The organism is Martinezella sp. CNPSo 3964 (genome assembly GCF_057784375.1).
Genome location: NZ_JBXSOW010000001.1, coordinates 1,099,093 through 1,114,729 on the forward strand (window position 1 = coordinate 1,099,093; position 15,637 = coordinate 1,114,729).

Genomic DNA, 15,637 nt, shown 5'->3' on the forward strand with positions numbered 1-15,637 from the left:
CGGCGTCTTTTGTCGCAATCTGTTTTGACGTAAAGGCGGACAACCGCCCAAGAATAGCAAGAAAGAGGCTTCAGCCTTGACACAAATGCCAGAGACGCCACTGCTGGACCGGGTCCAATATCCCTCCGACCTGCGAAAGCTGGAGGACCGGGAATTGCCGCAGCTCGCCCGCGAAGTCCGCGACGAGATGATCGATGCGGTATCGCGCACCGGCGGACATCTCGGCGCCGGTCTCGGCGTCGTCGAATTGACCATCGCCATCCACAGCGTCTTCGACACGCCGAACGATCGCCTGATCTTCGATGTCGGCCATCAGTGTTATCCGCACAAGATCCTGACCGGGCGTCGCGATCGCATTCGCACGCTGCGCCAGGAAGGCGGTCTTTCCGGTTTCACGCGACGGGCCGAAAGCGAATATGATCCCTTCGGCGCGGCTCATTCGTCGACATCCATTTCCGCAGGTCTCGGCATGGCCGTGGCCGCCGAGCTTGACAATACCGATCGCCGCGTGATCGCCGTCATCGGCGACGGTGCCATGTCGGCCGGCATGGCCTATGAGGCCTTGAACAATGCCGGCGCGCTGGATGCGCGGCTGATCGTTATCCTCAACGACAACGACATGTCGATCGCTCCGCCGACGGGGGCAATGAGCGCCTATCTCGCCCGTCTTGCCTCCGGTCGCACCTATATGGGTTTTCGGGATTTCGGCAAGAAACTGACCGCCTATCTCGGCAAGAAGGTCGACCGCGCCATCACCCGGGCAGTCGAGCACGCACGGGGCTATGTGACCGGCGGCACCATGTTCGAGGAGATGGGTTTCTACCATATCGGCCCGATCGACGGCCATTCCTTCGAGCATCTGCTGCCCGTACTGCGCAATGTGCGCGACAATGCGCAAGGTCCGGTGTTGATCCATGTCGTGACGCAGAAGGGCAAGGGCTATCCACCGGCCGAGGCCGCTGCCGACAAATATCATGGCGTCAACAAGTTCGACGTCATCACCGGTGCGCAGACCAAGGTGAAGCCGAATGCGCCGAGCTATACCAGCGTCTTCGCCGAAGCACTGGTGCAGGAAGCAATGCTCGACGACAAGATTGTCGGCATCACCGCCGCCATGCCGAACGGCACCGGCCTCGACAAGCTGCAGGAAATTTTCCCCAAGCGCTGTTTCGACGTCGGCATCGCCGAGCAGCATGCCGTGACCTTCGCCGCAGGCCTCGCCGCCGAAGGCTACAAGCCCTTCGCCGCCCTCTATTCCACCTTCCTGCAGCGCGCTTACGATCAGGTGGTCCATGATGTGGCGATCCAGGGCCTTCCTGTCCGCTTCCCCATCGACCGCGCCGGCTTCGTCGGCGCCGATGGCCCGACGCATGCCGGCTCCTTCGATACTGCCTTTTTGACCACCCTGCCGGGCTTCGTCGTCATGGCCGCGGCCGACGAGGCAGAGCTCAAGCATATGGTGCGCACTGCCGCTGCCTATGATCTTGGTCCGATCTCCTTCCGCTATCCGCGTGGGGAAGGCGTCGGCATCGAAATGCCGGAACGCGGCCAGATCCTCGAAATCGGCAAGGGTCGTGTCATCAAGCAGGGCTCGAAGGTCGCGCTATTGTCCTTCGGCACGCGGCTGGCGGACAGCCTTGCCGCCGCCGAGGATCTCGATGCTGCCGGTCTGCCGACGACGGTCGCCGATGCGCGCTTTGCCAAGCCTCTCGACCATGATCTCATCCGCCAGCTTGCTGCCCATCACGAGATCCTTATCACTATCGAAGAGGGCTCGGCCGGCGGCTTCGGCAGCCAGGTCATGCAGTTCCTTGCCAATGAAGGCCTGCTCGACAACGGCCTGAAGATCCGCTCGCTCGTCATGCCCGATCTCTGGATGGAGCAGGCCAAGCCGGAGGCCATGAACGCCATGGCTGGCCTTGATCGCGCCGGCATCGTGCAGACGGTATTCCGCGCACTTGGCCGCGGCCGTATCGTCGAGGCAGCCGGATAAAGCGCAAAGATCAGGCGGCTCTACGGCTGCCTGACACCATCATACCCCGACATATCAGGAATGAAGCGAATTGAAGACCGCTACGCGATCGCGGCCGGCGGCCTTTGCCTGGTAAAGCGCGGAATCGACATTCCTCAACAGCAAGACGCGCGTTGCACCATCATGTGGCGCGAGGGCAGCGCCGATGCTGAGCCTTGCGAAAATCGACACACCATCCACCGCAAAAGGCGCCCTGAAGGCGGCAAGCAGCCGTTCGGACAGGGACATGAGCGCATTCTTGTCGGGCGAGTCCGGGACGAATATCGCAAACTCGTCACCCCCCATGCGCACGACGATATCGTCTGCTCGGACGACTGAGCGAATGCGCACCGCCGCCTCGCACAGAACTTCGTCGCCGACATTGTGACCGAAGCGGTCATTGATCGATTTGAAGCCGTCCATATCGAGATAGAGGACGCCGAAATTGCCGCCTGTCGCTATCGCCGCGCTCAGCGCGCCATCGACGACAGCTTCGAGCGCCGACCGATTGAAGAAACGAGTCAGCGGATCGGTCATGGCTGCCGCGCGCAGGCCATTCTCGGCTATTCCCATCAGCAAGTTCGTTTTCTGCAGCCGCAGGAGCGCACTTGCAATCTGGGCAAACCGCATGAGGCTTTGTTCCTCATTCGAGGAAAATTGCCTCGGCCTCTGATCGAGAATGCAGAAGGCTCCTACGGGCAGACCGTTCTCCAACCGCACCGGCGCACCCGCATAAAAACGAAAGTGGGGGTCGTCGAGCACGAAGGGGGCAGCCTTCAGTTCCGGCTCCTCCGTAAGATCCGGAAGGACCAGCAATTCATCATCGAAAACCACCCGCGTGCAGATCGACATATCGCGCGAGCATTCGGCGATCTTCAGCCCCGCCTGCCCTGCTATGCGCTGCCAGTCCTCATCGATAATGTTGATTGCTGCATAGGGTGTCTCGAACACACCTCTTGCCAATTCCGCAAGGGTCGCAAGCTCCGGCGTCGGGCTGCTGTGAATCGCATTCAGGGAGCGTACGGCCAAAAGTCTCTGTGCTTCATTGGCCGGAACTCGGACGAACTGTCCCATTCGAATCTCCCTGGGCGGTCATCATGCGTTTATAAGAATGGTGGTTCGCCGCTCAGGGCAACCCTGCCACCGATCAAATATTTAATAAATCTTGACCAAAGGATGGTCCGCCGAAAACAAGGCCATGGTCCGAAGAGCCTGTTCTTCAAGGGAAAGAACGCTCCAGCCGCGCCGTCGCTGCCCCAAAGTCGGACAGGCTGCGGCCAATGATGCTCTCATACAAACTGTGAAAAAACGAAGCGGCCCGCCGCAAAGCGACGGGCCGATGGGTCTTTGAAGGTGATTCGCCGTGAGTCGCCCAGCAGAGTACCCCACGAAGCCATCGTTGAACGATCAGAATTCTTCCCAATCGTCCCGCGCGGTGGCGGCAGCCGCTGCGGTTGCCTTTCCAGCGAAAGCCTTGGCGACGGTGCGGCCAAGAGCCCGAGCCGGCGATGCAGCCGGTTTCGAGCGTGCGGTTGCAACGGCCGGCCGGGCAGGTGCAGCCTGAGCGGAATTGCCGAGACGAAACTGCTGGAGCAGCTCGTTGAGCGCCGCAGCTTCGCGGGCGAGCGCATGGCTTGCCGCCGTCTGCTCCTCGACCATGGCAGCATTCTTCTGCGTGCCCTGATCCATGTTGTTGACGGCTGTGTTGATCTCCTGCAAGCCGGTGGACTGCTCGCGGGTCGCAGTCACGATCGCACCGACGTGGCGGTTGATTTCTTGCACTTCGGATACGATCAGCTCCAGCGCCTTGCCGGTTTCGCCGACCAGCGACACGCCGGTATTGACCTGATCACTCGACGTGGTGATGAGCGACTTGATCTCCTTGGCAGCATTGGCGGAGCGCTGGGCAAGCTCGCGCACTTCCTGGGCGACGACCGCAAAGCCCTTACCGGCATCCCCGGCACGGGCGGCCTCGACGCCGGCATTCAGCGCCAGAAGATTGGTCTGGAAGGCAATATCGTCGATAACGCTGATGATGTTGCTGATCTCGCCCGAGGACTTCTCGATCTGCTGCATGGCCGAGACGGCCTTGCGAACCACTTCGCCCGACCGCTCCGCGCCGAGGCGAGCGCGCTCGACGAGATGGCCGACATCTTCGGCCCGCTTGGCGGAGTCGCGAACCGTGGTCGTGACCTCTTCCAGTGCTGCGGCCGTCTCTTCGACCGCGGCGGCCTGCTGTTCGGTGCGGTGCGCCAGATCGTCGGCGGCCGAACGGATTTCGTCAGCACCGGCATTGATGGCGCGGGCATTGGAGCCGACGGACTGCAGGGCCGCTTCCAGCTTCTCGACCGCATTGTTGAAATCGGCGCGAACGCTGTCGAACTGCGGTGCAAAGCTGTTGTGAAGGCGGGTCGCAACATCGCCGGAAGACAGGGCCGAGAGGCCACCGGCAAGCGCTTCCATGGCGAAGCGAATTTCACCCTCTTCACGTGCCTTCTGCTCATCATTCATCAGGCGCTGGTGTTCGGCATCGCCACGCATACGCTCGGTCTCGCCGGCAAGACGCAGCTTCTCGATGCCGGCCTGCTTGAAGACAAGGACGGCATCCGCCATGCGGCCGATTTCGTCGCCGCGACCAACCGCCGGAACTTCGACGTCATGCTCGCCATTGGCCAGACGCCCCATTGCAGCCGTCATACCGACGATTGGACGCACGATGGCGCGCGACAGCAGCCATGCGAGAACAGCAGCGGCGAGCGAGGCGAAGATGCCGCCGACGATAAGCGTCAGGCGAAGATCGCCGTTGGCGTCATCCTGCATGGCTGCCAGGTTGCTCGCCTTGGTACGTGCGGCCTGCTTGATCTTAGCAGCGGCTTCGCGGAAGCCATCAAGCTGACCCTTGGTTTCGTTCTGACCGATCTTGACGATCTGGTCGAGCGGCATCTCGGTTTCCTTGCGGGCTTTGGCCTGCGGCTCCGCGAGTTGATGGAAATAGAGATCGGCAGCCTTTTGCATGTTGTCGATCGCCTGAAGCAGATCGGGGGAATCGGCCGCGACCTGTTTGGCCGCAGCGATGCTCTTCAGCATCCGCTCACGATTGTTGAAGATATCGCCGTAGGTGCTGTCGCTGCGCAGAAGCAGAAAACCGCGCAGATTGACGGCCTGCTCCAGCATGGCCTGCAGCGAATCATCGATCAGGCTGACGAGCTGCTGCGACTTTGTCTGCTCGACGGCGGCTCCGGCCGACACGTCCTGCTTTGCGTAGACGAAAGCGGAAACACAGGCAAAAATGGCGATCAGGGCCGTAAATGTAATGGCAAGCTTGCCATTCAAAGAGAGTTTTTTCGCAAACATGAGCGAGCGCCTCCTGAGCGCCGGTCCTGGCGAGCATCCTCCGGCCGTCACTGGGAGGGAGTACGGCCGACGCTCGAAGAATTCAGGGAGGGCATGATTGGGACGCAGACGCGCGAAGCCTTCATGGCAGGCGGCGACCTCAAAACAGATCACCGCAATCCCCGGCATCAGTAGAGGCTTCGGCTTTAAATTTATTTAATTCCGTGCGGGCCGATCGACCGCTCGTCAGTTTACGGGAGCAGCGGCAAGAATGAGGATGTCCAGATCGTGCTCGGGATAGAAATCCCGCGCCGTCATCTGGAAGGTGGCCGGGCCGGTCTTCTTCACATCCGTTCCGCAGAAGCTGATGTAGTTCTCCGGATTGCCCTTATCGACCGTCAGTTCGAAATGCTTGATCGGGCCGGACCAGTTGGCGCCGGTCGTCAGCACGTAGGAGATCCAGTTCTCGGTGTAGCTCCGACCGCCCTTGTCGGCCACGGCAGCGAGCTTTGTCGCAGTTTTCAGGAAGCTTTCGTCGAGACAATATCTGCCGCGATAGGCCTGTAACTGCTGCCTCTGATAGTCTTCGTCGCCGGCAAAGGTGATCGCGACGGTACCGCCGACGCTTGGCTTGTATTTGTGCTGAACGGCGATCCTGGCCTTGGCCGGGAATTTGGTGCGCCACCAATAGGTCGTGTGCAGCGTCCACATCGGGGTCGGATGGTGCTTCATGCCCTGGCCGTCATTGTCGTATTCGTCGTCGGCGATCAGGCCGCGGGCCGTCCAGTCTTCCAATACATCGACGGGAAGCTTTGCGACGGCATCCATGGCGACCTTGCTCAGCGGCAGCAGCGGCACATTGTGCGCCTTCAGCTCGTCGGTCATGTCGACATCGGCCACCGATACCCGCTGCTGCAGGGTCGGTGCTATGGCCTTGCCATCCTGGGTCACGGTGAAACCGAGGAAATTGTCTGAATCGACATTTCCGGCATCGACCATGCTGTCGATGTCACCCTTGATATCGGGCATCGGAAAGGCCACGACGCTTTCGACATCCTTGTCGGAGGTATTTTCGAACACATAGTCGACGCGCACTTCGGCCTGCGAAACGAACAGCTTCTCCTCAGCCATACTGATATCGCCGGTGCGAACATAGGCGAGCCCGCCCGTCCTCAGCTCGGCCATGGTGTCGTTCGCAAGAGCCGGAGCGGCAAACATCGCCACTAACGCCGCACAGCCACCGATCTTTCGCATGATGCCCTCGCCCGTTGATCCCGGCGATTATCGCCGGCCGCAATCCGCCGTCAATGTCGATATCAGCATAAAAGGCTTGCAACATAACGCATTGCCCGGCATGGACAGCCCATGTCCGATCCGCAACGCCTCGACCAGCTTCTCGTCACCCTCTCGCTCTTCGCCAGCCGCTCCCGCGCTCGTGATGCCATCCAGCGCGGCACGGTGACGGTGAATGGCAAGGTCGTGACGAAGCCGGGTTCGCTGTTCACTGAAGATGCCGAGATCAATATAGACGATCCGGCACAGGATTATGTCTCGCGCGCGGCTTTGAAGCTGGTGGCGGCGCTCGACCATTTCGGCCTCGATCCGAAGGGACAGCACTGCCTCGATGTCGGCGCGTCGACAGGCGGCTTCACCGAGGTGCTGCTGGAGCGCGGTGCCGCCCACGTGACGGCCATCGACGTCGGCCACGACCAGATGCACCCGCGCATATCGGCCGATCCGCGCGTGACCAATCTCGAGGGGCTGAACGCGCGCAACCTGACCGCCGACGATATCGGCGCGCCTTTCACCTTCATCGTCTCCGATGTCTCCTTCATCTCGTTGAAGCTGGCCCTCGCCCCGGCGCTCAAGCTTGCAGAACCCGGCACGCGGGCAGCCCTGCTGGTGAAGCCGCAATTCGAAGCCGGCCGCGATGCGATCGGCAAGGCCGGCCTCCTGAAGGACCCCTCCTCCGCTCCGGCGGTTGCGGCCGAACTTGAGCGCTGGTTCACCGAGGACATGGGCTGGCGAAGCCTCGGCCTCATCGCTTCGCCGATCGCGGGCGGCGACGGCAACCAGGAATTTCTTCTCGCAGGGATCAAGCCATGAGCACTGAAACCGTCACCATCCAGAAGCTCGGCGCCCAGGGCGACGGCATCGCGCAGGGCACAGATGGCCCGATCTACGTGCCCTTCACGCTGCCCGGCGAAAGCGTCGCCATCGCGCGGGTGAAGAGCCAGGGCACGCTAATGTCGATCACGACTGCCTCGCCGGACCGGCAGGAGCCGCACTGTCGGCACTTCGGCCCGCACGGCGTCAACGGCGCCTGCGGCGGCTGCACCCTGCAGCACTATGCCGATGCGCCCTATCGCGCCTTCAAACGCCAGCTCGTCGTCGATGCCCTGCGCTCGAAGGGCCTGACGCCGGAAGTGGACGATATCGTTGCCGCGCATCCGGGCGAACGGCGCAGGGTGGTCTTCGCCGCGCGCAAGACAGAAAAGGATATGCTGATCGGCTTCAACCAGGCCGAAAGCCACCACATCGTCGCCATCGAGGAATGTCCCATCGCCTCGGCCGGCATCATGGCTCGCCTGCCGGCGATCAAGACGATTGCCGCAGCGATGGCCATCAATGCCGAAGCCTTCCGCATCTCGGTGCTGGAGACACAGACCGGCCTCGATCTTGCCGTTGACGGCATCAAGTCGCTTTCGGACAAGCAGCGCCGCAGCACGATCGAAACCGTGCTGTCGCTTCGCGGCATCGCCCGCGTCTCGCTGAACGGCGAGATCCTGGTGGAGCCCGTAAAGCCGATGATCGATTTCGGCGGCGTTCAGGTCGCACCGCCACCAGGCGCCTTCACGCAGGCGACCAAGCAGGCCGAAGATGCTATGGCCGAGCTGGTTGCTGGCCATGTGGGCAAGGCAAAGCGCATCGCCGATCTCTTCGCCGGCAGCGGCACCTTCTCGCTTCGCCTGGCGCGGATCGGGCGCGTGCATGCGGTGGAAAGCGAAGACAAACCGCTCGCGGCATTGGATCATGCCGCCCGCAATACACAGGGGCTGAAGCCTGTCAGCGTCGAACGCCGTGACCTCTTCCGCCGGCCGCTGATGATGCAGGAACTGAAGGTCTACGACGCCGTCGTCTTCGACCCGCCGCGCGCCGGCGCGGAATTCCAGAGCAAGGAGCTTGCTCGCTCCCAGGTCAAAAAGATCGTTGCCGTCTCCTGCAACCCGCTGACGCTCGCCCGCGATCTGGCCCTGCTAGTCGAAGGCGGCTACCGCATCACGCGGGTGACCCCGATCGACCAGTTCCTGTGGACCTCGCATGTCGAGGTGGTCGCGGCACTGGAGAAGTAGTTCTGGCTTTGCGATCGCCAGTTCGCTGGCCGACCCTCGTGGTTCGAGGCTACGCCCTTCGAGCTTCGCATCTCACCACGAGGGTGGGTTGACGATCACCGCTTCATGAATGCCTCGAAGGCAGCACGGGCTTCGGCGCTTTTCAGCTGGGCGGCGAAATGCTCGGCCTCTTCCTGAATGCGTGCCAGAACGGCATCCGGTGAGCCGCGCATCAGGTCGCGTGCGATCCGAAGGGCTTCAGGCGGCTTGGCGGCCAGTTTGGCGGCCAGCGACAACGTTTCAGCCTCCACGGCTTGCGGCGCAGCCACTTTCCAGATCAGGCCGGCATCCCTGGCTTCGGTAGCAGAGAGGCCTTCTCCCAGCGCAAGCAGGGCGAAGGCGCGCTGGTGCCCCATGACGCGCGGAGCAAGCAAGCTTGAGGCAGCTTCGGGAACAAGGGCGAGATCGACGAAGGGCGTCTTGAACAGGCTGCGATCGGAGGCGATCGTCAGGTCGCAATGCAGGTGGATCGTGGTGCCGATGCCGATCGCCAGGCCATCGACGCCGGAGACGACGGGCTTCTTCGTGCGTGCCAGCGCAACGAGGAAATCAATCACTTCGCGTCCCATATTGCCGCTCATGGCGAAGGCGAGGAAATCGGCCAAATCATTGCCGGCGGAAAAGCAGCCTTCTGTTCCGAGGAAGACGTGGACGCGGACTTCTGGCGCTTCCTCTGCCGCCTTCAGCGCATCGGTCATGGTCTGGTACATGGCGCGCGTGATGGCATTCTTCTTTTCAGGCCGGTTGAACCGGATGACCTGGATATGTGGCGCAGTCTCGGGGCGTTCGATCAGGATGTGGTCGGTCATGGCTTTTCCTCAGGCTAGTACGGCGCGGGCGGCTTCGAGGCTGGATGCGCCGGCGATGACCCGATCAGAGAGGGCTGCAGTTTCGGCCAGAAGATTTTCGGCAGCGAAGCGGCAGAGTGCGATGCGCTTGGCTCCCTCGCCATCGCCCGCATCGGCCAGCCCCCCCCTGGCCAGATAGGAGCCCGTCAGCACGAGGCCGAAGAGCCGCTGGTAGGGAGTAGCGCCCGCCAGGGCTTCGGCAACGGCACCTTCCGCCTGTTTCGACAGGAGCCATTCGCTGGTCTTTTGCAGATCGGCAATGGCTGCCTGCAGCCGCAGTGCCGTTTCGCCGAAACCTTCGAGATTGGACTTCGCGACATTATCGGCGATCTCACGCAATTCGGCGATGAAACCGCGCACGTGATCGCCGTTTGCGATCGTCAGCTTGCGCGTCACCAGATCGATGGCCTGGATGCCGTTGGTGCCTTCATAGATCGGCGCGATGCGGGCATCGCGCAGCAGGCGTGCAGCCCCCGTTTCCTCGATGAAGCCCATGCCGCCGTGGACCTGGATACCGAGCGAGGCAACATCGACGCCGGCATCGGTGGAGAAGGACTTGGCAATCGGTGTCAGCAGCGCTGCACGTTCCTGCCAATACTTTGCCCTCTCGGGATCGCGATGCGACATGTCGATCGCCTGTGCGCAAGCGTAGCAGATCGCGCGCGAGCCTTGGGTCAGCGCCTTCATCGTCAGCAGCATGCGGGCGACATCGGGATGTTCGATGATCGGGCTCATGCCCGATGCGGCCGTGCCCGGCGCGCGGCCCTGTGTGCGCTCCCGGGCATAGGCGATGGCCTTCTGGGTCGCTGCTTCGGCAATCGCCACGCCCTGGATGCCGACGGCCAGGCGAGCGTTGTTCATCATCGTGAACATGCAGGCGAGGCCTTTGTTCTCTTCACCCACCAGCCAGCCGACGGCGCCCTTTTCCGCACCATATTTGCCGTCGCCGAAGATGAGCGTGCAGGTGGGTGAGCCGTGAATGCCGAGCTTGTGCTCCAGCGAATGGGCAAAATAATCGTTGCGGGCACCAAGAGAGCCATCGTCATTCACGAGGAATTTCGGCACGAGAAAGAGCGAAATGCCGCGCGTGCCGGCAGGCGCATCGGGAAGGCGGGCGAGAACGAGATGGATGATGTTCTCGGTCGCCTCATGATCGCCCCAGGTGATGAAGATCTTCTGGCCAAAGATGCGATAGGTGCCGTCATCGCGGCGTTCGGCGCGTGAGCGCAGGGCGCCGACATCGGAACCGGCATGCGGCTCGGTCAGGTTCATCGTGCCGGACCATTCGCCGGAAACGAGCTTTGCCAGATATGTCTTCTTGAGATCGTCGCTGCCGTGAGCATGCAGCGCCTCGATCGCGCCCATGGTCAGCGTCGGTGCAAGGCCGAAGGCCATCGAGGCGGAATTCCACATTTCCAGCGTCGCGATGTTCAGCATGTGCGGCAGGCCCTGGCCGCCGAACTCCTCCGGTGCGGTCAGGCCATTCCAGCCGCCGGCGATCCAGTCGCGATAGAGCTTCTCCCAGCCATCGGGAAGGACCACCTTGCCGTCCACCAGCCTTGCGCCTTGCTTGTCGCCGACGTCGGCAAGCGGCTCCACCTCCTCGCCGGCGAAACGCCCGGCTTCCGACAGGATGGCATCGACAAGATCGGTGCTGAGATCGCCAAGAGCGCCCTCTTCCATGGCGCGCTCCATGCCGGCGACATGTTTCAGCGTGAACGCGATTTCTTCGACAGGCGCCTTGTACATGATGCTTTCCTCCGGATCGGTGCTGGCAATGATCCGCCTCACCCGGACCATCGGCCATTTGTGGCTATAGCTAGTTTATTTTTACGTAAACGTCAATTTTCTCAAATTGCAGAGACGCCGATTTCCACCGTCTCGCGAACTCGAACCTGACATGCGTCTTACGCGCGCTGCGCGGCTGTGACATCGCCGCCTATATCCGCGATTATTCCGCGAAAGCACGGACTTGCATAAACAATCGTCATGAACGAAGACTAAGGCAACTGTTCAGACAATGCGAACGATGCCCCCATGAACACGCTCACGTCAGCCAATACCATACCCGGCTTTATCTGGGCATACCGTCTCCGTCCCGACGCGGCCAAGCCGGAGCGCCTGCCTGACGATACCGACCGTTCGACGCTCTTCAGCGACGACGGTTTTCTCTGGCTGCATCTCAATCTCGTGGATGCGCGGGTACCGGCCTTCCTTGAGGATGCGCCGGGACTGAACGAGGCTGCCCGCATAGCGCTGACCACGCATGAGACACATGCGACGATTACGGTCGACGAGCAGATGCTTTTCGGCACATTGGTCGACTTCCAGCGCGACTTCGCCCACAATACCCACGACATCGGCTGGCTGCATTTCGCGTTCACCGATCGCATGCTCATCACCAGCCGGCTGCAGCCGCTTCGCAGCCTCGACAGAACCCGCGTACTGATCGAAAAGAATGCAGCGCGGTTCACAGGCCCGGTGGATATTTTCGAGCTGATCGTCGTCGAATTCCAGCGGACCCTGATCTCTGTTGTCATTGAAATCAGCGAAGAGCTGAACGGCATCGAGGATTTCGTCCACGGGAACACGTCGCGCGATGAGCGCGCCAAGCTTCCGCCCATCCGCAGGACGATCGTGCGCCTGCATCGCCATCTGCGGACCGTTCTCTCGCTGATGCGCCATGCCGCTGCCTCGGACGACGAGGAAATGCCGCTCGGCTTCGAAGATGTCGCCGCCCGACTGACGGGACGACTGGAAGCGGTAGAGCATGATGTCTATGCCCTGCAGGAAAGGGCCAGGCTGCTGCACGAAGAGATCGACTCGAAGCTCGCTTCCGAAATCAATCGGCATCTCTATATCCTGTCGATCATGACCGCATTTCTGTTGCCGCCAACGCTGGTGACCGGCTTCTTCGGCATGAACACATCGGGGCTGCCGCTGGCGGGCGGTGCAAGCGGCACCGGATATGCCGTAGGGTTCATCGTCGCCTCCATGCTGCTGGCATGGTGGCTGCTCAGGCGGGTCAATATTCTCTGACATCGAAGCATAAAAAAACCGCCCGGCGGGAACCGGACGGCTGACATTTTTCATTCTGGGACCGCTGCTTAGAAATACGGCGAATAGCACTGGCGGCGCGGGCCGGAGTTCGGCTGGAACGTATTGTCGTAAGCGCGGTAGGAACGATAGCGTCCCTCGCACCATTCGACATGGCGCGGATTGATGCCGGCGCTCGGAGCCGGAGCGGGTTCGTAATAGCGCGGCTGGCTAGCGATTGCGCCGCCGATCAGCGCACCGGCGCCGAAGGCTGCCAGCGGGAACCAATAGCCGTCGTGATAGCGATAACCATGACGATAGCCGCCGCGATAACCGCGGTAGCCGCCATACCAGCCGCGGCGATAGTAACCACCATGGCGCCACTGCACCTGTTCGACATTGCCGGGTGCAGCCTGGGCAGGCGCGGATTGACTGACGATTGGTGCGGCGGGCATCTGCATGGCGAAAGACGGTGTGAAGCTCGTCAGGGCGACGGCAGCCGTTAAGGCGACTGTCGCGGTTTTTGCACGGAAACCAAGCATTTTTATCTCCATTCCCTGGTTCGACTTGATACTCAAGCCTGTAGGCGTTTCATGTCGGGAATGCATCCCGAGCAAGGTTTCACTGCCTGCTTCGTCGCATATGCGAGTAGACGACAAGAAACGCGGCAGCGCGTTATTTAGTTCCTCAAATCCCTACCGAATTAAGGAGTTATGCGGGGCTCCACCATGAATTTATAGTGATTTCATTCTTAACCCAAGATTAACCAGCAATCCTTACTATTATTTCATGAAAGGATACCGAAAGAGTAACCTCCTCATTTACAGCTTGTTGACGATCCTGACCCTGATGGGGTCGGTCTCCAAGCCTTCGGCCGGTGAAAGCCAGCCTTGGGGCGATCCAAAAAACGCCCTGATTGTCGATGCTTACGAGCTGAACACCATCGACTGGACCGCCTTTCTGCAGGACAAACGGATCGCCGGCTTCATCTCCAAGGCGTCGGATGGATTACCTGAAAGCTTCAGTTGCACCGGCGACCATGGCGGCGACACAGTGGCCCATTGCAGGACGATGTGGCGCAAGTACGCCGTCAGCCGCGAGCTGTTTCAAACGCGCCGCATGCTGGCAAAGACGAATGGCCTGCTATGGGGCGCCTATCATCTGGGCCGGCCCGGCAATCCGATCGACCAGGCCAATCATTTTCTCGACTATGCCGATCCGCAGCCGGACGAACTCATGGTCCTCGACATCGACGGCATGGATGCGACGCAATTCATGTCGCTCGATGATGCGCAGATCTTCGTCGCCCACATCAAGGTCAGGACCGGGCGCTATCCCATTCTCTACGTCAATCACAACACGGCGCGCTATATCGCCGATCATCGCGGCACCTATCCGCTGCTGTCGCGGCTGCCCCTGTGGTATGCGCGCTACAAGCCCGACGTGAAAGGCACCTTCCCGCTCGGCAACTGGGACAATTATGCCATCTGGCAGTTTGCGTCGTCGGACAATTGTTCCGAGAAGAGCTGCCCCTATCGGGTGCCGGGCACGCTCACCGATATCGACGTCAACGTCGTGCCGATGACGAAGGTTCAGCTCGCCAGGATCTGGCCGCAGGGCGATCTTCTGCCGGCCAAACCCCTGCCCGCACCGGACCTGACGATCGCGCTCACGCAGATGTGCAGCGGGCCGCGACAGACCCTCATTTCACTCATGGTCGATATCGACCCAGTCGTCACGGCCTCGACCCCACAATCGAAGCCGGTCGAAATCAACGAGCTGAACTATCAGGATTTCTAGAGCGTTTCCGCTTTTCTTTGGATCGCGAAACCGCTCTATCTCTTTGTTTTTAAGCAATTCCCGGAAAACTGTTGCGCACTTTTCCTGGAATTGCTCTAGCTTGGCGAGGCGGCTTTCAAGTCGATGCTATGCCTCGATCTGAACATCCGTCTTCGGGCGCGAGCAGCAGGCGAGGATATAGCCCTCGTCGATCTCGTCATCGAGGATGCCACCATTGTGGCTCATCTCGACCTCGCCCGAAAGCTTCATCACCCGGCATGTCCCGCAGAGGCCGGATTCGCAGGCCGCGCCGATGCGCACGCCCGCGCCGCGCGCCACCTGCAACACGGTCTGCCCCGCGGCACAGGCCACATCCTTGCCTGCCATGGTAAAGCGGATCGTCGTTGCAGCCTCACCGGAGGCATCGTCGGAAACTTCGGCAAGCGGCGTTGCCGCATTGGCGGGCTGAAAGCTTTCCTGATGGTAGCGCGACATGTCGAAGCCATGCGCTTCCAGCATGGAGCGGACGGCGTCCATGAAGACTTCCGGGCCGCAGCAGAAAATCGTCCGATCCATGAAATCGGGGGCCAGCAGGCCGATCTTCGCCTTGTCGATGCGTCCCTTCAGCCCCGACCACAGATCGGTGCGGCCGCAGCCTTCAACGATGAGACCAAGATTGAGGTTCGGCATGAAGCGGGCGAGATATTCGAGCTCGGAGCGGAAGATGATATCGGTCGGACTGCGCGAGCAATTGACGAAAGTAATGTCAGACAGCGGTGCGATATCGGACATGTAGCGCGTCATCGACATCATCGGTGTGATGCCGGAGCCGGCGGAGACGAAGAGGTATTTTTCACCGGGATGGCGGATATGGCTGAAATCGCCGAGCGGGCCGAAAGCCTTGATGCGCATGCCGGGCTTCAGGTTCTCGAACATCCAGCGCGTGCCGATACTGTCCTTCTGCGCCTTCACCGTCACGGCGACCGAGAAGGGCCGCGACGGCGTCGAGGAGAGCGTATAGGTGCGCATGACCGGCTCCGGAGCCGTCGGCAGCTCCAGCGTCACGAACTGGCCCGGCAGATAGCGGAACCAGTTGTCCTTGTCGGAGCCGAATGTGAAGGTCATCACATCGGGCGCCTCGGGCGTGACGGAGAGACATTCGAGCATATGCTGCCTGTCGCTCCAGGGCTGCATTTGGTCGAGGTGTCGATGCGAATGGGAGACGGCCATGTTCATGC

12 protein-coding genes are annotated in these 15,637 nt (G+C 61.2%); 5 read left to right on the forward strand and 7 right to left on the reverse strand.

The window, feature by feature from the left end:
• Nucleotides 1-76: 76 nt before the first annotated feature.
• Nucleotides 77-1,993 (forward strand): 1-deoxy-D-xylulose-5-phosphate synthase, encoded by a 1,917-nt coding sequence (gene dxs / locus AC13Q5_RS05430; protein WP_488501034.1) that lies wholly within the window; start codon nucleotides 77-79, stop codon nucleotides 1,991-1,993.
• 54 nt (nucleotides 1,994-2,047) lie between these two features.
• On the opposite strand, the gene AC13Q5_RS05435 is transcribed toward dxs, so the two are convergent.
• The 3 genes from AC13Q5_RS05435 to AC13Q5_RS05445 form a co-directional block, all read right to left on the reverse strand.
• Nucleotides 2,048-3,085 carry a diguanylate cyclase domain-containing protein gene (locus AC13Q5_RS05435; protein WP_457878645.1) on the reverse strand — a complete coding sequence of 346 codons (1,038 nt, stop codon included), beginning with the start codon at nucleotides 3,083-3,085 and terminating at the stop codon, nucleotides 2,048-2,050.
• Nucleotides 3,086-3,418: 333 nt separating this feature from the next.
• Nucleotides 3,419-5,365 carry a methyl-accepting chemotaxis protein gene (locus AC13Q5_RS05440; RefSeq protein ID WP_075855563.1) on the reverse strand — a complete coding sequence of 649 codons (1,947 nt, stop codon included), beginning with the start codon at nucleotides 5,363-5,365 and terminating at the stop codon, nucleotides 3,419-3,421.
• A gap of 225 nt (nucleotides 5,366-5,590) precedes the next feature.
• Nucleotides 5,591-6,598, reverse strand: a complete 1,008-nt coding sequence (locus AC13Q5_RS05445) for a DUF4424 domain-containing protein (protein ID WP_488501035.1) — start codon at nucleotides 6,596-6,598, stop codon at nucleotides 5,591-5,593.
• Between the two features lie 111 nt (nucleotides 6,599-6,709).
• Here AC13Q5_RS05445 and AC13Q5_RS05450 point away from each other — a divergent pair, with 111 nt between their 5' ends.
• Both AC13Q5_RS05450 and AC13Q5_RS05455 read left to right on the forward strand, forming a co-directional pair.
• Nucleotides 6,710-7,450, forward strand: coding sequence for a TlyA family RNA methyltransferase (locus AC13Q5_RS05450; RefSeq protein ID WP_488501036.1), 741 nt, complete (start codon nucleotides 6,710-6,712; stop codon nucleotides 7,448-7,450).
• On the forward strand, nucleotides 7,447-8,697 hold the full coding sequence (locus AC13Q5_RS05455; RefSeq protein ID WP_488501037.1) for a class I SAM-dependent RNA methyltransferase: 1,251 nt from the start codon (nucleotides 7,447-7,449) through the stop codon (nucleotides 8,695-8,697). Before AC13Q5_RS05450 ends, AC13Q5_RS05455 begins: the two co-directional genes overlap by 4 nt.
• Before the next feature lie 95 nt (nucleotides 8,698-8,792).
• Here the strand turns inward: AC13Q5_RS05455 and AC13Q5_RS05460 are convergent, their stop codons facing one another.
• Together AC13Q5_RS05460 and AC13Q5_RS05465 are read right to left on the reverse strand one after the other, a co-directional pair.
• Nucleotides 8,793-9,545, reverse strand: coding sequence for a crotonase/enoyl-CoA hydratase family protein (locus AC13Q5_RS05460; protein WP_488501038.1), 753 nt, complete (start codon nucleotides 9,543-9,545; stop codon nucleotides 8,793-8,795).
• A 9-nt stretch (nucleotides 9,546-9,554) separates the two neighbouring features.
• Complete coding sequence (locus AC13Q5_RS05465) at nucleotides 9,555-11,333, reverse strand: acyl-CoA dehydrogenase family protein (RefSeq protein WP_488501039.1); 1,779 nt, start codon at nucleotides 11,331-11,333, stop codon at nucleotides 9,555-9,557.
• A gap of 288 nt (nucleotides 11,334-11,621) precedes the next feature.
• On the opposite strand from AC13Q5_RS05465, the gene AC13Q5_RS05470 reads away from it, so the two are divergent.
• Nucleotides 11,622-12,623 (forward strand): transporter, encoded by a 1,002-nt coding sequence (locus AC13Q5_RS05470; protein ID WP_488501040.1) that lies wholly within the window; start codon nucleotides 11,622-11,624, stop codon nucleotides 12,621-12,623.
• 68 nt (nucleotides 12,624-12,691) lie between these two features.
• Here AC13Q5_RS05470 and AC13Q5_RS05475 read toward each other — a convergent pair whose 3' ends face one another.
• A complete protein-coding gene (locus tag AC13Q5_RS05475; RefSeq protein ID WP_488501041.1) occupies nucleotides 12,692-13,162 on the reverse strand; it encodes a BA14K family protein in 471 nt (156 codons plus the stop codon).
• A 307-nt stretch (nucleotides 13,163-13,469) separates the two neighbouring features.
• Between AC13Q5_RS05475 and AC13Q5_RS05480 the strand changes: the two genes are divergently transcribed.
• On the forward strand, nucleotides 13,470-14,420 hold the full coding sequence (locus tag AC13Q5_RS05480; protein WP_488501042.1) for a glycoside hydrolase family 25 protein: 951 nt from the start codon (nucleotides 13,470-13,472) through the stop codon (nucleotides 14,418-14,420).
• A 126-nt stretch (nucleotides 14,421-14,546) separates the two neighbouring features.
• On the opposite strand, the gene AC13Q5_RS05485 is transcribed toward AC13Q5_RS05480, so the two are convergent.
• Entirely contained in the window at nucleotides 14,547-15,635 is a 1,089-nt protein-coding gene (locus tag AC13Q5_RS05485) for an FAD-binding oxidoreductase (protein ID WP_488501043.1), read from the reverse strand.
• Between the last annotated feature and the right edge of the window lie 2 nt (nucleotides 15,636-15,637).